A 21,643-nucleotide genomic window follows, 5' to 3' on the forward strand; every position below is an offset into this window, starting at 1 on the left:
GATGCTCGACGCGGATGAATCCGTCGAGCTGAGGGCTCTCCAGGCGCGGGCCTACGGTCGAGCCGGTGCGCTGAATGAGGTCGAGGCCGCGCGGCTGCGCGAACTCGAGGCCGGCAAGCTCCGCCGGACGGAGCCGCCCGCACCGAGAGAACCGGAGCCGGCTGCGCCTGCACCCCCACACATCGAGCCCGCACACATCGAGCCCGCCGCGTCGACCGTCGTCGAGGGAGCCGGGACCGCGGTGTCTGAGGACCGCACCACCGGGGCGCCCCACGGCGACTCCGCCCTCGCCGCGCTGCGACGGCACTGGCGTCTTGCCGTCGCGATCACCGCAGCCTTCATCGTGGTGGGCCTCGTGCTCGGCTGGCTGATCTTCGCCGATCGTGGTCCTGCCCCGATGCAGCTCAGTGCGCAGCAGGAGGGGTGGCAGAGCGCGATCGTCGCGTCGGGCGACTTCGACCCGGGTTCCGTGCGAGCCGTCGCCGAGGAGGAGGGCGTCGTGATCTGGTTCGCGACGAAGAACGAGAGCGCGGACGTGTGCCTCGTGCTCGGCCACGAGGACGCGACGGCTCCCGCGTGCACGACGCGGGAGCAGGCGACGATCCAGGGTGTGAACGCGACGCTCGCTAAGCCCGTGAGCGAGGCCCAGACCTACGACATCCAGGCGCAGATGTTCCTCACGCAGGATGGCGAGCCCGCGGTCATCACCCGCAGCTACATCACGTCGTCGCAGTCGACGTCGATGTTCGCCAGCGAGGCGGAGGCGGAAGCCGCGACGACGCTCGCCGCGCAGACCGGATTGGATCGCCGCACGATCCTCGTCGTCGGCTATGACGACGAGGTGCCGATCTGGACCGGGATCGACACCTCCACCCAGCGATACTGTCTCGTCTATGACGGGTCCATGCCCGACCCTCCGATGGTGTGCGACGACAGCCTGATGCTCGCGGATGCGGACCGGACGCTCGTGCTCGACGTCGCAGACGACGGCGAGACGACCCGCTATGAGTACCAGTTCGGCTACGGTCAGCAGTACCTCACCGTGACGAGGGGCTGGGAGAGCGACGATGCTGCAGGAGAGTGAGTCTGCCGAGCTGCGCGCCCTGCAGGGCAAGGCCTATGGTCGCGACGGCGGCCTGACCGAGGTCGAAGCGGCCAGGCTGCGCGAACTCGAGTCCATGCGCGTCGAACCGGACGCGACGGTCCTCGCCGCAGCTGCGGCCGGCCCGGGCGCCGACGCGGTCGACGCCCCGCGTCGAGCAGAGGATGCTCCGCTCCCGCATGCCGAGCCGCCCGTCTCCGGCCCACCGAGCGGGAGCCCCGCCGATGAGGAAGCCGGCCGGCAGCAGCCTCGCGAGGCCGGCGGACTTCGCACAGCGATCCGACAGCACTGGAAGGCCGCTGTCGCCGCATCCGCCGCGATGCTCGTGATCGGTCTCGGCGTCGGATGGGCGGTCTTCGGGCACACCGGTGACGCCGTGGCGCTGACCTCCGAGCAGCAGCAGCGTCGCGCCGAGCTGCAGGCGGAGGGCGGGTTCGATCCCGGCAGCCTGCGCGCGATCGGACGGGACGAGGACGCCCTCGTCTGGTACGCCACCAAGGAAGACGGCGAGACGATCTGCATCACGCTCGACGCGGCAGGCAAGTCGGCGGATCAGTGTCAGCCGGCTGCGGATCTCGACAACGGGAACGGCATCGGCATCAGCGCGAGTGTCACCGCACCCGGCGAGGGCGAGGAGAGTCCGGAGGAGATCTGGGCATCCGCCGCGCGGGCGATGAACGGCGAGGTCGTCGGGATCATCCAGCGCTGGCGCTCGGACCAGAACTCCTGGCTGTCGCAGTTCCAAGGGGACGAGCGGGAACGGGCCGAGCAGCTGATCGAGGAGGGCTTCGAGGAGTACTCGTTCTCGGTCGTCGGCTACTTCCGCGATGCCCCTGTCTGGCGTGCACAGCGCCTCGAGAGCGACGACATCCAGGACTGTCTGATCATCGACGCCGTCGAGAGCGTCGAATGCCGCGTGTCGGGCGACCAGCAGTTCTCCGGCGACGGCATCGAGACCCGAGGGGTCACCGTCGACGAGACGGGGACCGTCGCCGCGGAGTGGAGCGTGCGCCTGGCCTACACGCCGAGCGGTACGCCATACCTCGTCGTCTCCGGCGACAGCGCAGCAGTAGCCGCCGAGCAGACGGTGGAGCCGGGGGAGACGCTCGAGCTCGGCGGCGAGAAGCAGGATCCGATCCAGGTCGAGATCCCGTCCGACGACTCCGAGGGCTAGGGCGGCCTCGCCTGGCGCTATTCGGCGGCAGGCACCCGATCGGCGAGGATCGCGCGGCGCTGATCGCCGATGCGGGTGAGGATCAGCGTCGCCGCCTGATCGCCCCGCAGCGTCAGCTTCTTGCGGAAGGCGGCGGGGTCGATGTCCATACCGCGCTTCTTGATCTCGAGAGACCCGACATCGTTCGCCTTGAGGACGGCGCTGATCGCCTTGGGATTGGCAGGCATCGTCTCACGCACCCGGAACGACTGCACGAACGGACTCGTGAGCGCCGTGTCGGAGGTGAGGTACGCGATGCGCTCATCGAGCATCCCCGCGTCGAGACTGCGCGCGACGTCGCCGATCAGGCGCGCACGGATCACCGCGCCGTCCGGCTCGTGGAGGAAGGCGCCGAGCTCACGCACGGGCTCATCCTCCGCATCTGCTCCTGCGGTGAGCTCGTGCGAGCGCTCGCCGCGGATCACGAGAGCGGACCGGCGGATGCCGTCGCGAGCGAGCGCTCTCGTCCACAGCACCAGCTCGACGACGCTGCCCTCTGCGCTCACCCACTGCGCCTCGGCGTCGACGGGGAGCGAGTCCCGGTCGTGGCCGGGCCCGAGCTTGATGCCGGTCGAGGTGCGGGAGGCCACGTCGAATGCCCAGTCGAGCGGGGGAGAGTAGTCATCGGACGACACCCGCCGCGTCTCGCTGTGACCCGCGGTGCGGCGGGCCGGGTCCATCCAGATCGCCTGAGTCTCGTCGCCGTCGGCGGGCACGTGGGCCTCGGCGGTGCCGTGCGTCACGACCGCGCTGTCTCCGAAGGGCGCCAGGTTGTAGGCGGCGATCGCTGCGGTCACCTCGTCGGCATCCACGGCGATCACGTCGAGTCCGGCGCCCGCGAACGCGAGGGCGTCTCCGCCGATGCCGCAGCCCAGATCGGCGACACGGGTGATGCCGACCCGCCGCAGCCGCTGCGCGTGCCGTGCGGCGACGTTCAGCCGGGTGGCCTGCTCGAGCCCGGCGCGGGTGAACAGCATCCGCGCCGCGAAGTCGCCGAACTTGCCCCTCGCCTTGGCGCGGAGACGTGCCTGCCCCACCACGGCGGAGACCAGCTCGGGGGAGTGCCCTGCGGCGCGCAGCCGAGACACGATCCGAGCGACGTCGGCGATCTCATCGACGGGGCCGAGCTCGTCCAGCGCCTTCAGGCCTTCGGGGGTGAGCAGGGCGCGCAGCTCGGAGATCTCCACGCCTCCAGCTTAGGCGGCGGCCAGTTCGTCCGATTGGCACTCGCATTGCGTGAGTGCCAGCGGAGCGCCTAGACTGAATTAGCACTCTCGGGTTGAGAGTGCGAAAAGTCTTCCTGTCAGCGTCAAGAAAGAAGAGGTAGACCGTGTCGGTTTCCATCAAGCCGCTCGAGGATCGCATCGTCATCAAGCAGGTCGAGGCAGAGCAGACCACCGCGAGTGGCCTGGTCATCCCCGACACCGCCAAGGAGAAGCCCCAGGAGGGCGAGGTCGTGGCCGTGGGCCCCGGCCGCATCGATGACAACGGCAACCGCGTTCCGCTCGACGTCGCCGTGGGCGACCGTGTTCTCTACAGCAAGTACGGCGGCACCGAGGTGAAGTTCGGCGCAGACGAGTACCTCGTCCTGTCGGCTCGCGACGTGCTCGCAGTCGTCGTCCGCTGAGACAACGTCTTCGGAAGGCCCGGATGCATCACGCATCCGGGCCTTCCTGCGTGTCCGGACCGTGTCAGACGACCGCGGCCGGATTCAGCGCGACTGGAGCAGATCGACGGCCGCCGCGGCAGCGCTGCCGGGAGCCGCACTGTATGCGAGGATCCGCTGGCCGTCTCCCTCGGGCAGGTGAAGGACCTCGTAGCCGAGCGTGAGTTCGCCGACGACAGGATGGCGGAAGCGCTTGCTGCCGCTCGTGCAGAGCTTGACCATGTGCCCGGCCCAGAGCTTCGCGAAGTCGGGACTGCTCAGGCTGAGCTCGCCGATGAGTTCGGCGAGCTGTCGGTCGTCGACGAATCGTGCGGCGACGTAGCGCAGCGATGCCACGGCCAACGCGGCCTCTTCGTTCCAGTCGGCGTACAGGTCTCGTGTGTGCGGATCGAGGAACAGCATCCGGAGGTGGTTGGGGCGCCCGGCCGGTCGAGACGGCGCATCGACCTCGATGTGGCCCGCCATCAAGAGGTGGCCGGCGCTGTTCCAGTCGAGGATGTCGTTGAATCGGCCCAGCAGCACAGCAGGAACTCCCATGGCGTGCAGCAGTTGCGAGGCGCCTCGATGCGGCTGCTCGGTCTTTCGGGGACGGCGGGGAGCGGCTGATCGCGGGCGTGCGAGCGCTCGGAGATGCGTATGCTCGTCGGCATCGAGCTGGAGCGCGCGGGCGAGACTGTCGATGACCGCGTCGGATGCGTTCTGCGACTGGCCCTGCTCCAAGCGGGTCAGGTAGGTGACCGAGACCCCGGCGAGTCGTGCGAGCTCTTCGCGACGGAGGCCCGGAACCCTGCGACGGCCGAAGCTGGCAACCCCGACGTCGTCGGGGGTGACGCGATCCCGCCGGGAGCGCAGGAACTCGCCGAGCTCGGTCGCCGGCCGTTCTGAGGCGATCAGCCTGGTGAACGCGGGGTGCGGATCCATGGAGCCATTCTCCACGACCGCCGCACGCGCAGCCTGTCCCTGGCGGTGCTAGTCACGAGAGGGGACTGGTTGCCCCGTGCCCCCGGGCGGAGTCTGAGCAGCGTGACTCATTCCGACTCGACTCTCCCCGCCACGGCGCCGCCGGCGACCGATCGCTTCACCCCGTCGCAGGCGCTCGCCATGGGCGTCCTTCTGACGGCGAACTTCACTCTCGCCGTCGACTTCTCGATCCTCAACGTCGCGCTGCCTCCGATCGGGCGGGAACTGGGGTTCGACACCGCGTCGCTCCAGTGGATCGTGACCGCGTTCGCGGTGTGCGCCGCGTCGTTCACCCTGTTCTTCGGGCGGGTGGCCGATCTGCTCGGGCGCAAACGACTGTTCATCGCCGGGCTCGCGCTGCTCGGTGCGGCGTCGGTCGTCGGCGGACTCGCGACCACACCGGGTGTTCTCCTGGCCGCTCGCGTCGGCCAGGGCGTCGCGACGGCGATGGTCACTCCGGCGGCTCTCGCGCTGATGACCACGATGTTCCCCGAGGGGCGGGCGCGCTCGCGGGCGCTCGGGCTCAACGGCGCGCTCATGGCGGCGGGCTTCACGGCGGGAGCGGTGCTCGGCGGGCTGCTCACCGGAGGCGTCTCGTGGCGCTGGGCGTTCTTCATCAACGTCGCGGTGGCCGCTGCAGCCCTGCTCGTCGGGGCGTTCGTCCTTCACGAGCCGCGTCGCGTCGCACGGGCTCGGCTCGATGTCGTCGGCGCGATCACCGTGACAGCCGCTCTGGTGGCACTCGTCTTCGGCATCGACTCCGCGGGGCGCGTCGGCTGGGGCGAACCGGGCACGTGGATGCCGCTCGGGGTCTCCGCGGTGTTCTTCGTGTTGTTCGCGCTCGCCGAGAAGAGAGCGATCGAACCGCTCATCGCACCTTCGCTGCTGAGGAGAAGCGAGATCGCCTGGGGCAACCTCGCCGGTCTCCTCGCCTTCGCCACTGAGACGTCACTCGTCTTCCTGCTGACCATCTATCTGCAGGAGATCCTCGGGTACACCCCGATCGCTGCCGGACTCATGCTCGGAGTGCTCGGTATCGGCACCGTGCTCGGAGGCCTTCTCGCGCCCCGCGTCATCGGAAGGGTCGGATCGTCGCGCGCGATCGTCGTCGGGCTGATCGTGCAGGCCGGCGCCACGTTCCCGCTCGCCTTCGCATCGGACGAGCATGCCTGGGCGATTCCGCTCCTCGTTCTGACGTTCCTCGGTGGCGTGGCGAATCTCGTCGCCATCGTCGGCTACGTCGTGACCGCGACGGGGTCGGTTCCCTCTGAGCAGCAGGGCCTGGCGACCGGTCTCGTCACGATGAGCCAGCAGGTGGGCATCGCGCTGGGCACGCCGGTGATGGCGGCTGTGGTCGCGGCGTTCGCCGGCGCGGGTCTTCTCGCCGGGCTGCTGATGGCGATCGGACTCAATGCGGCGATGGCGCTCTCGACCGCCCTCCTCGTCGCGGTCGTGCTCAGGGGTCGGCGAGGCCGCTGAACGGCCGGGGAGGCGCCACCGTTGCATCGATTCCTGCCAATGTCCGGTCGGCGACGGCTTCGGGTGCGATGCCGCTCACCGACGGGCATAGGGTTGTGCGGTGACCCCGACGAACGCCGCCTCCCGAGCCACTCAGACGGCGGGAGTCGCGTACGCAGGGGGTGCGTATCTGCTCTGGGGCGTGCTGCCCCTCTACTTCCTTCTGCTCGCACCCACGGGGCCGTGGGAGGTCGTCGCGTGGCGGGTGCTGCTGTCGCTCGTCTTCTGTCTTCTGCTTCTCACCGTGATGCGCGGCTGGGCGGCGTTCGGCGCGATCATCCGGCAGCCGAGGCTGCTGGCATGGACTGCTCTCGCCGGCGTCCTGATCTACGTCAACTGGCAGGTGTTCCTCATCGGCACCCTCTCGGAGAACATCGTCGAGACGAGCCTCGGGTATTTCATCAACCCGATCACGACGGTGCTCCTCGGGGTGTTCGTGCTCAAGGAGCGCATCCGCAGGCTGCAGTGGGCCGCGATCGGCATCGCCGCCGTCGCGGTGATCGTGATCGTCCTCTTCTACGGCGAGTTCCCGTGGATCGCCCTCTCGCTGACGGCCTCGTTCGGGGTCTACGGACTCATCAAGAAGAAGATCGGCCCCGCTGTCGACGCGGTCAGCGGACTCACCCTCGAGTCGTTCTGGCTGATCCCGATCGCCGTCGTGCAGCTGATCCTCGTCGCCGCCACCCCCGACGGGATCACGATGGGCTCCCACGGCGTCTGGCACGCGGTGCTCCTCGCCTTCGCGGGAGTGGCGACGGCGGTGCCGCTGCTGCTGTTCGCCGCCGGCACCCGACGCATCAACCTGACCGTCATCGGGATGATCCAGTTCATCACGCCGATCATGCAGTTCATCATCGGCGCGGTCGTGCTCGGCGAACCGATGCCTCCCGAGCGGTGGGCGGGGTTCATCATCGTCTGGGTCGCCATCCTGGTGTTCGTGATCGACCTGCTGCTCGCCGCGCGGCGAGGGCGTCGGATCGCTCAGCCGGCACTGGTCTGAACTCCCGGTTCACGCCTGCGGAACTCGGTGTCGGATCGTTAACGCACCGAAACATCGGCGACCCCTACGCGAAGCCTTTCAGTCCTAGTGTTAGAGCACCCGACCGTGGTCACAATCCACGGCCAGTCACGCAAGGGAGCATCATGACCGCATTCACGCGCTCGCGCAGCGCCAAGATTCTCGCAGGAGTCGCGCTGCTGAGCGCCTCGGCGATCGTCGTCGCAGGCTGCAGCAGCACGCCCTCCGAGGAGCCGTCCGACGGCGGAGGCGGCGGATCGACGGCCGACCTCACGCTCGAGCTCGGCTCGCTGCTGCCGCAGACCGGTTCGCTGTCGTTCCTCGGCCCGCCCATGGAATCCGGCGTCGGCCTCGCCGTCAAGGAGGTCAACGACGCTGCTGCAGGTATCACGATCAACCTGACGGCTGAAGACGAGGGCGACACCGACACCAAGGCCTACGAGACGTCGATCAGCAAGCTGCAGAGCGCAGGCGTCACGGCCATCGTCGGTGCCGCGGCGTCCGGCGTCTCGCGTCTGATCCTCGACGGCAACGTCAGCGCAGGCATCCTCCAGATCTCGGCCTCGAACACCGGCCCCGACTTCACGGACTGGGACGACAACGGACTCTACTTCCGCACCGCTCCCAGCGACCTGCTGCAGGGCGAGGTGCTCGGCAACCTGATCGCCGAAGACGGGCACAAGACCCTCGGCGTGATCTACCAGAACGACGCCTACGGCACCGGTCTCTTCGAGAACATCAAGTCGACGTTCGAGAACGCGGGTGGCGAGGTCGTGGCCGACGCGTCGTACAACGTCGGTGACGGTCAGTTCGACGCACAGGTCGAGACCATCAAGGCGCAGAACCCCGACGCCGTCGCGATCGTGTCGTTCGACCAGTTCAAGACGATCGCTCCGCTGCTCGTGAACGCGGGCATCTCGCCGGACAAGTTCTACCTCGTCGACGGAAACCTGTCGGACTACGGCTCTTCGCCCGACACGAACTTCCCGTTCTCGCTCGAGGGCGCACAGGGCACCAAGCCCGGCCCGGCACTCGAGGATGACTTCACCGACCGTCTGCAGGCGTACTGGACCGGCGAGGGCAACCCCGAGGTCAACGACTTCACCTACGCGGCTGAGGCGTACGACGCCGTCGTGCTCGTCTCGCTCGCGTCGCTCGCGGCCGGCTCGACCGAGGGCGCGGACATCGCAGCGAAGATGGCTGAGGTCTCGGGTGGCACCGGCGACGGAGAGAAGTGCACCAGCTTCGCCGACTGCGCCGAGATCATCAACGGAGGCGGCACGGCCGACTACGACGGATACTCGGGCGAGATCACGTTCGACGAGAACGGCGACCCGCAGGGCGCCTCGATCGGCACGTACGTGTACGACGCCGAGAACCTGATCTCCCGCACCAACTGATCACGAGCGAAGGCCCCGGACTCAGCATCCGGGGCCTTCGTCGTGTCCCGAGCACCTGCGAAGGGCACGGGGGCCACCGAGCGTGGCCGACCCCCCCGTCCCGCAGGCCCGGACTGAGACCCGGACAGAGCCGCAGACAGAGAGAAGGGGCGGATGCCGCAGCATCCGCCCCTTCTCTCTGTCTGCCGCCTCAGGCGGCGTCGGTGCCGAGCGTGCCGAGGTAGAGGCCGATGACCTTCGGATCGTTCAGCAGGTCGCGCCCTGTGCCCTCGTACGCGTCCTTGCCCTGGTCGAGCACGTAGCCGCGGTCGCAGATCTGCAGGCAGCGACGTGCGTTCTGCTCGACCATGATCGTGGTCACTCCCGCCTTGTTGATGTCGGAGACGCGGATGAACGCGTCGTCCTGGCGCACGGGGGAGAGGCCGGCGGAGGGCTCGTCGAGCAGCAGCACCGACGGGTCCATCATGAGCGCCCGCGACATCGCCACCATCTGGCGCTCACCGCCCGAGAGCGAGCCCGCGCGCTGCTTGAGGCGCTTGCCGAGCTCGGCGAAGATGCCGGTGACGAACTCGAGGCGCTCTGCGTAGATCTTGGGGTTCTGGTAGAGCCCCATCTGCAGGTTCTCCTCGATCGAGAGCGAGGGGAAGACGTTGTTCGTCTGCGGCACGAAGGCGACGCCGCGTTTGACGAGCTTGTCTGCCTTCAACCCGACGATGCTGTCCCCGTTCAGGGTGACGTCGCCGCCGCGGATGTTGACCATGCCGAAGATCGCCTTCAGCAGGGTCGACTTGCCCGCGCCGTTGGGGCCGATGATGCCGATCAGCTCTCCTTGACGTGCGACCAGGTTCGCGCCGTTGAGGATGTTCACTCCGGGGAGGTATCCGGCGTGCACGTCCTTGAGCTCGACGACGATGTCGTCGGGTGACGGCGACGACGCTGCGGGGGTGGCGGCGCTCATGCGGTGCCCTTCTGGTCGGAATCGCGGGTGCTCGTCGCTTCGAGCTCCGCCTCGGCTTCTGCTTCGATCTGCTCGCGGAGCTTGGCGGCTGCGGCATTCTCGATCACGGGGATGCGACCGGTGACGGCACCGAGATCGAGATCCTGGTGCGCGCCGAGGTAGGCGTCGACCACCGCGGGGTCTTCCATGACCTCGTCCGGGGGTCCCTCGGCGACGATGCGACCCTCCGCCATGACCACGACCCAGTCCGCGATGTGGCGGACCATGTGCATGTCGTGCTCGACGAACAGCACGGTCATCCCGAGGCCCTTGAGATCGAGGATGTGGTCGAGCAGCGACTGCGTGAGGGCCGGGTTGACACCGGCCATCGGCTCGTCGAGCATCACCAGGGTCGGGTCGCTCATCAGAGCGCGGGCCATCTCGAGGAGCTTGCGCTGCCCGCCCGAGAGCGATGCGGCGAAGTCCTTCTCCTTGGCATCGAGCTTGAAGCGGGCGAGCAGCTCGCGCGCCTTGCCCTCGATCTCCTGGTCCTGCTTGCGCCACAGGAACGGGAAGAGGCTCGACCAGAAGCCCTCGCCGCGCTGGCCCGGAGCCCCGAGCTTCATGTTCTCGAGCACCGTGAGGAGCGACAGCGACTTGGTCAGCTGGAACGTGCGCACCTGTCCCATGCGCGCCACCTTGAACGAGGGGACGCCCGAGAGGCTCACCCCGTCGAACGACCAGGTGCCGGCGTTGGGTTTGTCGAACCCGCACAGCAGGTTGAACAGCGTCGTCTTGCCCGCGCCGTTCGGACCGATCAGCGCGGTGATCGCGCCGCGCGGGATCTCGACGTGATCGACGTCGACGGCGGTCAGGCCGCCGAAGCGTCGCTGCACGGCGTCTGCCACGAGGATCGGATCGACCTTCGGCACGCCGGGGGCGGCGGGGCCCTTCGCGAGACCGGTGGTCTTGGGGCGTCGGATGCTCCCGGTTGCGGGCGCCGTCTCGGCGCTCTCGTCGGGGGTCAGTTCATTTGACAAAGGTCATCTCCCTCTTGTCTCCGAGGATGCCCTGAGGTCGGAAGATCACGAGCAGCATCAGGGCGATGCCGACGAAGATGAACACCAGGGTCGAGGCCTGGCTGTCGGACATCGGCAGGATTCCCGCCTTCGCCATGGACGGCAGCAGGTTGGCCATGAACGCGAACACGACCCAGAAGAGGATCGCGCCCAGCGTCGGGCCGAACACCGTGGCTGCTCCACCGAGCAGCAGGGCGGTCCACAGGAAGAACGTGAGCGAGGTCGTGTAGCTGCCGGGGACCACAGCCGACGGGAGGACGAACACGATCCCTCCGGCCGCGCCGATCACACCACCGACCACGAGCGCCTGCATCTTGTAGGCGAAGACGTTCTTGCCGAGCGAGCGCACGGCGTCCTCGTCCTCACGGATGCCCTTGAGCACGCGCCCCCACGGGCTGCGCATGAGCGACCAGACCAGCAGGATCGCGACGAGCAGCACGAGGAGTCCGAACACGCGGTTCCACAGGTCGTTCGCGCTGTAGGTCCACGGCCCGAACCCGTAGGTGCCCGGTGGGAAGGGGTTGGCATCGCGGAACCCGCCGTTGAACTGCGCGAGACCGTCGGCCGAGTTGGTGTACTCGTCGAAGATCTGGGTGGTGAAGAGCAGCCGCACGATCTCACCGGCCGCGATCGTCGCGATGGCGAGGTAGTCGGCTCGCAGCCGCAGCGTCGGGATGCCGAGGAGGACGGCGAACAGCGCGCCGCCGAGCAGGCCGATCAGCATGCCGATCCACCAGGGGAGACCGAAGGTCAGCACCGAGATGGCGTAGCCGTAACCGCCGATGGCCATGAAGGCGGCCATACCGAAGTTGAGGAGTCCCGCGTATCCGAAGTGCACGGCCAGACCGGTCGCCGCCAGAGCGTACGCCAGGGTGACGGGGCTGAACAGATAAGCGGCTGTGTTCGAGAAGATGCTTCCGAAATCCATGGCGATCAGCCCAACCTTTCCCTGCGTCCCAGCAGGCCCTGCGGTCTGACGAGGAGGATCACGATGAGCACGACCAGGGCGCTCGCATACTTCAGATCCGAGGGGATCCAGAGGGTGGAGACCTCGACCGCGATGCCGACGATGAGGGAGCCGACGAGCGCGCCGAACGCGGTGCCGAGGCCGCCGAGGGTGATGGCGGCGAAGATGAGCAGCAGCATCTGCATGCCCATGTCCCACTTCACACCGGGGCGGAAGTACGCCCAGAGGATGCCGGAGATCGCCGCGAGGGTGCCGGACAGGATCCAGACGTAGCGAACGACCTTGTCGACGTCGATGCCCGACGCGGCCGCGAGCTGCGGGTTGTCGGAGATCGCCCTGGTGGCCTTGCCGATGCGGGTGCGTGTGAGGAAGAACGCGACCCCGACGATCACGACGATGCTGACGACGATTCCGATCAGGTCGATGTACGACAGCGAGATCGGACCGAACCGGAAGGGCTCGGGGCTGGCACCGGGAAGCTGACGGGTGCCGCCGCCGATCATGTACTGGAAGGCGTAGCGCAGGGCGAGGGACAGGCCGATGCTGACGATCATCAGCTGCACGACCCCGAGCCCTCGTCTTCGCAGGGGACGCCAGATGCCGGCGTCCAGTGCCCAGCCGAAGAGGCCGCCGCCGATGACAGCCGCGATGATCCCGAGCCACAGCGGCAGATGCCAGAAGCTCGTCGTCACGAGGGCGACCAGGCCGCCCCAGGTGACCATCTCGGCGTGCGCGAAGTTCGACAGCCGGGTGGTGCCGTAGATGAGCGCGGCGCCCATCGAGGCGAGTGCGAGCAGCAGACCGAAGTTCAGACCGCCCACGAGACGCGAGAGGAGCTGATCGATGAAGGACGTCGTCATCCTCTCGCCCTCGCCGAGGAAGAGGTTGAGGATCTTGGTGCCGGTCAGACCGAACTCGACCTCGAACGACGCCGTCGTGCCGGCGATGGGCTGAGTGCCCTCCGGCAGCTGCGCCGCGTCGACGATCACACCGTCGGGGAGCGTCTCCTCGTCGACGGTGAGCGTGTAGGTGTCCTTCTCGGGCACGTACAGGCGCCACTTGCCCTCTGCGTCGGTCTCGGTCTCGCCCTCGAAGCCGCCGCCCTCGATCGTCATGACGACGCCTTCGACCGGGTCGTCGTCGAAGGTGATGACGCCGGCGAAGTAGAAGTCGGTGATCTCCTGCCCGTCGTCCGTCTCTTCGGCGGAGGCCGCTGCAGGAGGCTGCAACCACAGGAAAGCGATGGCGAGGAGCGACGCGAGCAGGATGATGACCCACCGCATTCCGCTTCGATTCGCCGAGATCGTCGGACGCACAGAACCTCCAGCCCAGTACACAGGCCATGACGGAGTTGTGCATCGGCCCTGATGTACGACGGTATGAGCGTAATGTGTCGGCTCTGTTTCAACCAAGGCACGATCTGCTCACGGTGAGAACGATCCCATCACGAAGTTGCGAATCCGGAGCGTCTCCGCGTGTCGTGCTGCGCGGGAGCGCGCGACGGCCGGGAATTTCCTCAGGGTCCCGACGCTTAGAATTGGTACACCCTCGCCCCCAGATCGCGCCCGCAGGAGGACAATCCATGGACCAGCACGACCCCTTCGGCTTCGTCGGACTCACGTACGACGACGTGCTGCTCCTCCCGGGGCACACCGACGTCATCCCCAGCGAGGCCGACACCTCGTCGCGGATCACCCGCCGGATCTCGGTCGCGACACCGCTGCTGTCCAGCGCGATGGACACCGTCACCGAGTCTCGGATGGCCATCGCGATGGCACGAGAGGGCGGCATCGGCATCCTGCACCGCAACCTCTCGATCGCCGATCAGGCCGCGCACGTGGACCGCGTCAAGCGCAGCGAGTCGGGCATGATCACCGACCCGATCACGACGTCGCCGGATGCGACCGTCGAAGAGGTCGACGCGCTCTGCGCCAAGTACCGCATCTCGGGCCTTCCTGTCGTCGACCCCGACGGCCGTCTCGTCGGCATCATCACCAACCGCGACATGCGGTTCGTGTCGGGTTTCGAGCGTCAGACCACCTTCGTGAAGGACGTCATGACGTCGGAGGGACTCGTCACCGCACCGGTGGGCGTGGCCGCGGGCGAGGTCATCGCGCTCTTCGCGCACCACCGCGTCGAGAAGCTGCCGCTCATCGACGACGACGGCAGGCTCGCCGGCCTCATCACCATCAAGGACTTCGACAAGAGCGAGAAGTACCCGCTGGCGACGAAGGACGACCAGGGTCGCCTGCGCGTCGGCGCGGCCATCGGGTTCTTCGGAGACGCCTGGGAGCGCGCGGAGGCGCTGCGCGATGCCGGCGTCGACGTTCTCGTGGTCGACACGGCCAACGGCCAGTCTCAGGGCGTGATCGACCTCGTCAAGCGGCTCAAGGCCGACGAGAGCTTCGCGCACATCGATGTGATCGGCGGAAACGTCGCGACCCGCGAGGGCGCTCAGGCGCTCGTCGACGCGGGCGTCGACGCCGTCAAGGTCGGCGTCGGACCCGGCTCCATCTGCACCACGCGTGTCGTCGCGGGCGTCGGCGTGCCCCAGGTCACCGCCGTGTACGAGGCATCGCTCGCGGCACGCCCCGCCGGTGTGCCCGTGATCGCCGACGGCGGACTGCAGTACTCGGGCGACATCGCCAAGGCCCTCGTCGCCGGTGCTGACGCCGTGATGCTCGGCTCGCTGCTCGCCGGCACCGACGAGTCGCCGGGCGAGATCGTGTTCCAGTCGGGCAAGCAGTTCAAGCAGTACCGCGGAATGGGCTCGCTCGGAGCGATGCAGACACGCGGCAAGCAGACCTCGTATTCCAAGGACCGCTACTTCCAGGCCGACGTGCCGAGCGACGACAAGCTCATCCCCGAGGGCATCGAGGGTCAGGTGCCGTATCGCGGTCCTGTCGGGGCCGTCGCCTACCAGCTCGTCGGCGGACTGCGCCAGTCGATGTTCTACGTCGGTGCGCGCACCATCGAAGAGCTCAAGCAGCGCGGCAAGTTCGTGCGCATCACCGCGGCAGGGCTCAAGGAGTCGCACCCGCACGACGTGCAGATCGTGGTCGAGGCGCCGAACTACAAGCGCTGAGACAGAAGAGACAGAGGGCCGGATGCGACAGCATCCGGCCCTCTGTCGTGCTGCGCGGTCGTTGCGGTCTATTGATATGCCAGTATTTAGAGACACCCGCTCGACTTCCCCTCGAGCTCTCGGCGCGAAGGGCGCAGGGAGTGACATGCCGGACGCTGATCGGCAGGGGACTTCCCCAATGAGAGCCGCAGATATGCCCCAGGATGCTCCCCGCGTCCTCGTCGTCGATGACGACCCTGACGTCGCCCTGCTCGTGAAGACCGTGCTCGAGAGGCGGGCCGGCTGTGAGGTCGCGGTCGCGCACGACGGGCAGTCTGCCGTCGAGCGACTCGAGACCTTCACCCCTGACGTCGTCGTCACCGACATCGAGATGCCCGGTCTCGACGGGCTCGAGCTGCTGGCAGAGCTGCGTCGCAATGATCCCCTGCTGCCTGTGATCGTGATGACCGCGCACGTCTCGGTCGAGTACGCGGTGTCGGCCCTGCGCGCGCAGGCCGACGAGTTCCTCACGAAGCCGCTCGACAATCTGAAGCTCGTCGAGGCCGTGCAGCGGCTGGCGACCGAGGGCCGCGCGCGACGTGAAGCCGGCCGCACCAAAGAGGTCGTGCTCGCCATCGGCGCGCACCCCGACGATGTCGAGATCGGCGTGGGCGGGATCCTCGCGGCGCACGCCCAGGCCGGCGACTCGATCACCATCCTCACCCTCTCGCGCGGTGCGCGCGGTGGAGACGCCGACAGTCGGCAGCACGAGTCGCTCGCCTCGGCCGAGATCCTCGACGCGCGCCTGTTCGTGAAAGACCTCGTGGACACCGAGATCTCCGGCGGCGGTGCCACCGTGCGGTTGATCGAGGAGGTCGTTCAGGAGGTGCAGCCGACGATCGTCTACACCCACTCGTCCAACGACCGTCACCAGGATCACCGCGCCGTGAGCGAGGCGACGATCGCCGCGACCCGCAGGGTCGGCACCGTCGCCTGCTACCAGAGCCCCTCGGCCACCATCGACTTCCGTCCGACGCGCTTCGTGCGGATCGATCAGTACATCGCTCAGAAGCTGCGCCTGCTCGAGTGCTTCGGCTCGCAGACGGCGACGCGCGACTACCTGGACCCCGACTTCGTGACGGCCACCGCTCGATACTGGTCGCGTTTCGGCGGCGGAGCGGCCGTGGAGCCGCTCGAGGTCGTGCGCGAGACCGCCGAGTTCATCGGCGCCCACGAGCTCACTCGAAGGGAGAGCTGATGACCGCGCGCGTGCTGGTGACCGGTGCAGGAGGCCCTGCCGGCGTGGCCGTGATCCGCTCGCTCCTGCGCCGATCCGACCTCGAGGTCTTCGCGGCCGACATGGACGGCTGGGCCAGCGGGATCTACCTCGTCCCGCCGACGCACCGGCGTCTCGTGCCACCGGGGCGCGACGAGGAATTCGTCTCGACGATCGCCCGCATGGTCGAGGAGGACCGACTCGACCTCGTGATCTCCACGGTGGATGTCGAGCTCGCGGCACTCGCCGGCCGACGCGACGAGCTGGCCCCGGCCGTGCTCGCCGCGCCCTCGCAGGACACGCTCTCGGTGGCGCTCGACAAGCTGCTGCTCGCCGAGCGCTGCGAGGCGACGGGGCTCACCCCGCGCACCGTGCTCGCGGGTCCCGACGCCCGGGCGGTCGACTGGGAGTTCCCGGCCTTCGCCAAGCCTCGCCAGGGTGCGGGCAGCCGTGGCGTGCGAGTCGTCCCCGACCGCGCGGCGCTCGACGCGCTGCCCGAGGATGAGGGACTCATCGTGCAGGACTTCCTCCCCGGCGAGGAGTACTCGGTGGATGTGATCGCAGACGCCTCGGGTGCGGTGGTGGCGGCTGTGCCGCGCACCCGCGCCAGGGTCGACTCGGGTGTCGCGATCGCCGGACGCACGGTGCACGACGAAGAGCTCGAGAGCGCCGCGGCGTCGATCGCGCGTGCCATCGGACTCGTGGGCGTCGCCAACGTGCAGCTCCGGCGGGACCGCGCAGGCCGTGCCGTGCTGCTCGAGGTCAATCCGCGGTTCCCGGGGGCTCTTCCGCTCACGATCGCCGCAGGCGTCGACATCCCCTCGCTCGTCGCCGATCTGTTCCTGGGGCGTGAGATCCCGTCGACGATCCCTTTCCGCGAGGTCGCCTCGGTGCGGTTCCTCGAGGACGTGATCCTCGACGTCGACGAGGTCCTCGTCTCCGCGCACGCGGGGCATCAGGAGGAGCTGTGACTCACGCGCTGCTCCGAGGCGATCATCACGTGCATTCGACGTTCTCGGACGACGCGGTCTCGACTCTCGCCGAGAACGTCGCGGCGGCATCCGCGGCGGGGCTCGCCACCGTGCGCCTGGTCGACCATGTGCGCCGATCCACACCCTGGGTGCCCGACTATCTCGCGGCCGTGCGGTCGCTGCAGGTGCCCGACGGTCTCACCGTGCTGACCGGGGTGGAGGCGAAGATCCTCGATGCCTCGGGTGACCTCGACATCCCCGAGCTGCCCACCGGGATCGACCGCATCCTGATCGCCGATCATCAGTTCCCCGGCGTCGACGGACCGCTCGGTCCGAGCGTCGTCCGAGAGCGGATCGAGGGCGGCTGGGCTCTGGAGGACGCGCTCGATCAGCTGGTCTCCGCGCTGATCTCGGCCATGCGCCGCCACCCGGGGAACCAGCTGGCGCACTGCTTCTCGATCCTGCCCAAGATCGGTCTCTCCGAGAACGACCTCGGTGCCGATCGCATCGCGGCCTGGGCGAAGACGGCGGCCGAGACCGACACGATCGTCGAGGTGAACGAGAAGTGGGGGTGCCCCGGTATCCCGCTTCTCGACGCGCTGCACGGCGCCGGCGCCGAGATCGTCGCGTCGACCGACAGCCATGTGGCCTCCGATGTCGGACGCTATTCGCGCGTGGTGGAGATCCTCGACGGATGGAGGGCTCGCTGATGCCCGAGCTGAACTGGGTCGAGACCGTCGTCGTCGTGTTCCTGCTCCTCTGCGTGCTGGTCGGAACGCTGCCTGTCATCAACACGGGCCTGCAGTTCCTCGTGCTCCCGATCCATGCCTTCCGCAACCACTACGGCAAGGCAGCTCCGCACCACCCCCGCATCGCCGTGCTGATCCCCGCCTGGAACGAGGGGCTCGTGCTCGGGCAGGCGATCGAACGCCTCACGCAGCTGGAGTACCCGGCCGACCGGCTGCGGATCTTCGTCATCGACGATGCGTCGACCGATGACACCCCGGAGGTGGTCGCGGCGAAGGCTGCGGCGTACCCCGGACGCGTCGTGCACCTGCGTCGCGACAAGGGCGGCGAGGGCAAGGCGCACACGCTGAATCACGGGCTCGACATCGTGCTCGCGGACGAGTGGACCGAAGCGGTCCTGATCATGGACGCCGACGTGATCTTCGCGCGGGACTCGCTGCGGAAGATGAGCCGGCACCTGGCCGACGAGAAGGTCGGGGCCGTCACGGCCTACATCGCCGAGGGCAGCCGCGACCGCAACTACCTCACCCGGTTCATCGCGATCGAGTATGTCATCGGACAGCTCTCGGCCCGGCGCACCCAGAACGTCGGGGGAGCGATCGCGTGCCTGGCCGGCGGCGCGCAGCTGCATTCGCGGGCGAACCTCGAAGCCATCGGCGGTCGGATCCCGACCGGCACGCTCGCCGAAGACACGATGACGACGTTCGAGGGTCAGCTGGCGGGGCGCCGTATGGTCTTCGAGCCCCACGCGGTCGTGCTCGCCGAGGAGCCCCGCACCATCGACAGCCTCTGGAAGCAGCGCCTGCGGTGGGCGAGAGGCAACGTGCAGCTGACCTCGATCTACCGCCATCTCTGGTTCCGACCCAGCCGCGTGCACAACCTGGGCAGCTTCGCGTTCGGTCTCGCGTGGTTCACCATCCTGCTGCTGCCGGCGTTCATGATCCTCGCCGCCACGGCGCTGCTCGTGCTGCTCGTCCTGCACAGCGACGTCGCCGAGTTCGTCTTCCGGTTCATGTGGATCTCCGCAGCCTGCATCTATCTGTACTCGATGCTCTACGCGGTGCAGCTCGACGGGCGGATCGGCCGTCAATCGTGGCGCGAGGCGCTGATGTTCCCCGGACTCGGGGCTCTCATCCTGATGGCGATCGCGCTGTTCCCCTGGCTGTTCGAGGCGGGGCTGAGCGACCTCGGAATCGCCGTTACGGATGAGACCCGGTTCACCTGGGCGGTCATCTTCTATCTCTGGGGGCCGATCTCGATGCTCGGCATCTGGCTCGCACGCGCGGTGGAGCGACTGCCGGGCGGCCGCTTCTTCGCCGGCCTCCTGCTCCACGTCTGCGGGTATGGGTCGCTTCTGTGCGCCATCACCGTGGATTCGTATATCAAAGAGTGGCGCCACGCCGACGCCGCATGGATCAAGACCGAGAAGATCGGACGGGTCGACTCATGACCGAAGCACCTTCGAGAAGCGCCGAGGAGGAGGAGATCGCCGCCGACGCCCGCCGCGAGAAGCTCCTGATCCCGCAGGCGCTCCTCGCCATGGGCATCGTCGTCGTCATCGTGATCGTGCGAGAGCTGTTCCTGCGATGACCGCGCGGCCGCTGGCCCTCGTGGTCGAGGACAGCGCAGACCAGACGGCGCTGCTGAAGCGCTACCTCGACCGCGAGGGGTTCGACGTGTTCGCAGCGGCGGATGCCGAGACGGCGATCGCTGCGTTCGCGACGATCTCTCCGGCCGTCACGGTGCTCGACCTGCTGCTCCCCGGCATCAGCGGGACGGAGCTGGCGCGTCTCATCAAGACCCGCTTCCCCGAATGCTTCCTCATCGTGAGCTCGGTGCTCGACGTCGCGGACTACCCCGACGCCGATGCCGCGCTTCCCAAGCCGATCATCGGTGCGGATCTGCGAGCGCTCCTGCGAGAAGCGACACGATGACTCCGACCAGCACCGTGCAGCAGTCGATGGAGCGCAGCTGGCGCCGCTACTTCGACAACCCGACGCCGCTGATGAAGCAGGGGCCGACGGCGATCGCGGTCGCCATCGCGGCCGTGCTCATGTGGACCGTCCCGGGGATCCCGGTGACGGACACGGCGGTCGCGATCTTCGGGCTCGTCACCATCGCCGCCGTCACAGCGCTTGCGGCCGTGCTCTCGGTGCGAGGTGTGTACGAAGGCTGGATCGTGATGCTCATCCCGATGATCGACATCGTCGCACTGGGAGCCATCCGGACCGGCACCGGAGGGCCGGCATCGCTCTTCTCCTCGTTCGTCCTCCTCCCCGTGGTCTGGATCGCCGCCGCTCCCGGTCGCAGGCAGGTCGTCATCGTGGGGGTCCTCTCGTCGATCGCCCTGGTCATGCCGAACCTCATCGACCCGCCGGAGGCCCCGGCCGATTGGCTGCGCGGTGTGATCGGTCCGCTGGTCTTCGCGACGGTGGGGGCCATCGTCAACGAGCTGTCGCGCCAGCAGCGTCTTCGCACCACCCAGGCCGAGGCCCACGTCGTCGAGCGCACGGCGGCCCTGGCGGCCAACGAGGAGATCCTCGAGCAGCTGAAGTCGAGCGAGCAGCAGTACCGCGCGCTCTCCGAGTCCTTCACGAGCCTGTGGAACTCGATCACCGGACAGGCCGTCATCGCCACCGACAACCACGGAACCATCACGGCCTGGAATCCGGGCGCTGTGCGGCTGCTCGGCATGGAGGTGCCCGATGCGCTCGCCGCGGTGCAGGTCGACCGGTTCTTCCCCTCGCACGCGCTCGCCCCGTTCGTCCCCGAGCATGGGTCGACGCCGGGCGATGAGCTCCACCCCGGGCTGCGCGCACTCTTCGACGACGCTGACGCCGGGCTGCCGGTGGATTCGCACATCGACGTGGCGAGGGAGGGCGGGTCGACGGTCCCCGCCCGTGTCACCGTCACCCCCTACCAGGACTCCGACGGTTCGCGACATGGCTATCTGCTGGTGATCACGGACGAGACCCGGGCGGTCGAGGTCGCACGCATGAAGGACGAGTTCGTCGGGATGATCTCGCACGAGCTGCGCACACCGCTGAGCGCGATCATCGGATTCCTCGACCTCCTGCAGAACGATCCGGCCCAGCCGCTCACGTCGGATCAGCAGGAGTTCGTCGACATCATCGAGCGCAACGCGCAGCGGCTGCTGAATCTCGTCGGCGACCTGCTCTTCACCGCCCAGGTCGAGTCCGGTCGCTTCCCGCTCGAACGCCGAGAAGCCGACGTCGCCGAGCTGGTGCGCAGCGCCGTCGCGTCTTCGGGGCCGCACGCGCAGCGGCAGGGCATCGAGATCCTCGCCGAGGTCCCGACGAGTCCGGTGCTGATGACCGTGGATTCGGGACGCATCGGGCAGGCCCTCGACAATCTGCTGTCGAACGCGATCAAGTTCACCGCGGCGGGAGGGCGGGTGACCGCGAGCCTGCGCGAGGTCGACGGAGCCGTCGAGCTCGCGGTGCGCGACACCGGCGTGGGGATCCCCGAAGACGAGCAGGGCATGCTGTTCACCCGGTTCTTCCGCGCGTCGACCGCGACCCGGAACGCGGTGCCCGGCGTCGGGCTGGGGCTCACGATCACTCGGGCGATCGTGCTCGCCCACGGCGGCTCGATGGATGTGACGAGCAGGGAGGGCGTCGGCACCGAGTTCCGGATGCTTCTCCCGGTGGCGCCCCGCACCGAGGCGATCCAGGTGGTCGGCCGTCGCTCCTGACCCGCCGTCG

General features: G+C 68.3%; 20 protein-coding genes. 14 read left to right on the forward strand and 6 right to left on the reverse strand.

The features are described from left to right. Position 1 precedes the first annotated feature (1 nt). Together OPU70_RS14095 and OPU70_RS14100 are read left to right on the forward strand one after the other, a co-directional pair. Positions 2-1,084 carry a hypothetical protein gene (locus OPU70_RS14095; protein ID WP_498558066.1) on the forward strand — a complete coding sequence of 361 codons (1,083 nt, stop codon included), beginning with the start codon at positions 2-4 and terminating at the stop codon, positions 1,082-1,084. Continuing rightward, complete coding sequence (locus OPU70_RS14100) at positions 1,068-2,276, forward strand: hypothetical protein (protein ID WP_498558067.1); 1,209 nt, start codon at positions 1,068-1,070, stop codon at positions 2,274-2,276. Before OPU70_RS14095 ends, OPU70_RS14100 begins: the two co-directional genes overlap by 17 nt. 17 nt (positions 2,277-2,293) lie before the next feature. Here the strand turns inward: OPU70_RS14100 and OPU70_RS14105 are convergent, their stop codons facing one another. Then, positions 2,294-3,502, reverse strand: coding sequence for a class I SAM-dependent methyltransferase (locus OPU70_RS14105; RefSeq protein ID WP_079112373.1), 1,209 nt, complete (start codon positions 3,500-3,502; stop codon positions 2,294-2,296). A gap of 143 nt (positions 3,503-3,645) precedes the next feature. Here OPU70_RS14105 and groES point away from each other — a divergent pair, with 143 nt between their 5' ends. Next, positions 3,646-3,942, forward strand: a complete 297-nt coding sequence (gene groES / locus OPU70_RS14110) for a co-chaperone GroES (RefSeq protein WP_039394204.1) — start codon at positions 3,646-3,648, stop codon at positions 3,940-3,942. Between the two features lie 84 nt (positions 3,943-4,026). Here the strand turns inward: groES and OPU70_RS14115 are convergent, their stop codons facing one another. Next, positions 4,027-4,902, reverse strand: a complete 876-nt coding sequence (locus OPU70_RS14115; protein WP_498558068.1) for a helix-turn-helix transcriptional regulator — start codon at positions 4,900-4,902, stop codon at positions 4,027-4,029. A 102-nt stretch (positions 4,903-5,004) separates the two neighbouring features. Between OPU70_RS14115 and OPU70_RS14120 the strand changes: the two genes are divergently transcribed. From OPU70_RS14120 to OPU70_RS14130, 3 genes are all read left to right on the forward strand, one after another. Then, positions 5,005-6,420, forward strand: a complete 1,416-nt coding sequence (locus OPU70_RS14120) for an MFS transporter (RefSeq protein WP_498558069.1) — start codon at positions 5,005-5,007, stop codon at positions 6,418-6,420. 100 nt (positions 6,421-6,520) lie between these two features. Next, positions 6,521-7,459, forward strand: a complete 939-nt coding sequence (gene rarD / locus OPU70_RS14125) for an EamA family transporter RarD (protein WP_056375809.1) — start codon at positions 6,521-6,523, stop codon at positions 7,457-7,459. 143 nt (positions 7,460-7,602) lie between these two features. Further along, positions 7,603-8,877 carry an ABC transporter substrate-binding protein gene (locus OPU70_RS14130; RefSeq protein ID WP_042539188.1) on the forward strand — a complete coding sequence of 425 codons (1,275 nt, stop codon included), beginning with the start codon at positions 7,603-7,605 and terminating at the stop codon, positions 8,875-8,877. Between the two features lie 190 nt (positions 8,878-9,067). On the opposite strand, the gene OPU70_RS14135 is transcribed toward OPU70_RS14130, so the two are convergent. Genes OPU70_RS14135 through OPU70_RS14150 form a run of 4 tightly spaced genes read right to left on the reverse strand, consistent with a single transcriptional unit; the run spans position 9,068 to position 13,143 of the window. Beyond that, positions 9,068-9,835, reverse strand: a complete 768-nt coding sequence (locus tag OPU70_RS14135; protein WP_042539190.1) for an ABC transporter ATP-binding protein — start codon at positions 9,833-9,835, stop codon at positions 9,068-9,070. Continuing rightward, on the reverse strand, positions 9,832-10,797 hold the full coding sequence (locus OPU70_RS14140) for an ABC transporter ATP-binding protein (RefSeq protein ID WP_042539447.1): 966 nt from the start codon (positions 10,795-10,797) through the stop codon (positions 9,832-9,834). The genes OPU70_RS14135 and OPU70_RS14140 overlap by 4 nt, the downstream gene beginning before the upstream one ends. 46 nt (positions 10,798-10,843) lie before the next feature. Next, on the reverse strand, positions 10,844-11,821 hold the full coding sequence (locus tag OPU70_RS14145; protein ID WP_042539192.1) for a branched-chain amino acid ABC transporter permease: 978 nt from the start codon (positions 11,819-11,821) through the stop codon (positions 10,844-10,846). 5 nt (positions 11,822-11,826) lie between these two features. Further along, entirely contained in the window at positions 11,827-13,143 is a 1,317-nt protein-coding gene (locus tag OPU70_RS14150) for a branched-chain amino acid ABC transporter permease (RefSeq protein WP_042539449.1), read from the reverse strand. Positions 13,144-13,442: 299 nt separating this feature from the next. Between OPU70_RS14150 and guaB the strand changes: the two genes are divergently transcribed. The 8 genes from guaB (at position 13,443) to OPU70_RS14190 (ending at position 21,633) form a co-directional block, all read left to right on the forward strand. After that, positions 13,443-14,945, forward strand: coding sequence for an IMP dehydrogenase (gene guaB, locus OPU70_RS14155; protein ID WP_056375811.1), 1,503 nt, complete (start codon positions 13,443-13,445; stop codon positions 14,943-14,945). A gap of 178 nt (positions 14,946-15,123) precedes the next feature. Next, positions 15,124-16,182 (forward strand): response regulator, encoded by a 1,059-nt coding sequence (locus tag OPU70_RS14160; protein ID WP_228385657.1) that lies wholly within the window; start codon positions 15,124-15,126, stop codon positions 16,180-16,182. Then, entirely contained in the window at positions 16,182-17,171 is a 990-nt protein-coding gene (locus tag OPU70_RS14165) for an ATP-grasp domain-containing protein (RefSeq protein WP_498558070.1), read from the forward strand. The genes OPU70_RS14160 and OPU70_RS14165 overlap by 1 nt, the downstream gene beginning before the upstream one ends. Continuing rightward, entirely contained in the window at positions 17,168-17,881 is a 714-nt protein-coding gene (locus tag OPU70_RS14170; RefSeq protein ID WP_498558071.1) for a PHP domain-containing protein, read from the forward strand. Before OPU70_RS14165 ends, OPU70_RS14170 begins: the two co-directional genes overlap by 4 nt. After that, entirely contained in the window at positions 17,866-19,368 is a 1,503-nt protein-coding gene (locus OPU70_RS14175; protein WP_498558072.1) for a glycosyltransferase family 2 protein, read from the forward strand. The genes OPU70_RS14170 and OPU70_RS14175 overlap by 16 nt, the downstream gene beginning before the upstream one ends. Further along, positions 19,365-19,508 (forward strand): hypothetical protein, encoded by a 144-nt coding sequence (locus OPU70_RS14180; protein ID WP_164481683.1) that lies wholly within the window; start codon positions 19,365-19,367, stop codon positions 19,506-19,508. The genes OPU70_RS14175 and OPU70_RS14180 overlap by 4 nt, the downstream gene beginning before the upstream one ends. Next, positions 19,505-19,852, forward strand: coding sequence for a response regulator (locus OPU70_RS14185; RefSeq protein ID WP_498558073.1), 348 nt, complete (start codon positions 19,505-19,507; stop codon positions 19,850-19,852). Before OPU70_RS14180 ends, OPU70_RS14185 begins: the two co-directional genes overlap by 4 nt. Beyond that, entirely contained in the window at positions 19,849-21,633 is a 1,785-nt protein-coding gene (locus tag OPU70_RS14190; RefSeq protein WP_498558074.1) for a PAS domain-containing sensor histidine kinase, read from the forward strand. The genes OPU70_RS14185 and OPU70_RS14190 overlap by 4 nt, the downstream gene beginning before the upstream one ends. Positions 21,634-21,643: the final 10 nt, after the last annotated feature.

The organism is Microbacterium sp. SWDP-B6, from assembly GCF_059803615.1.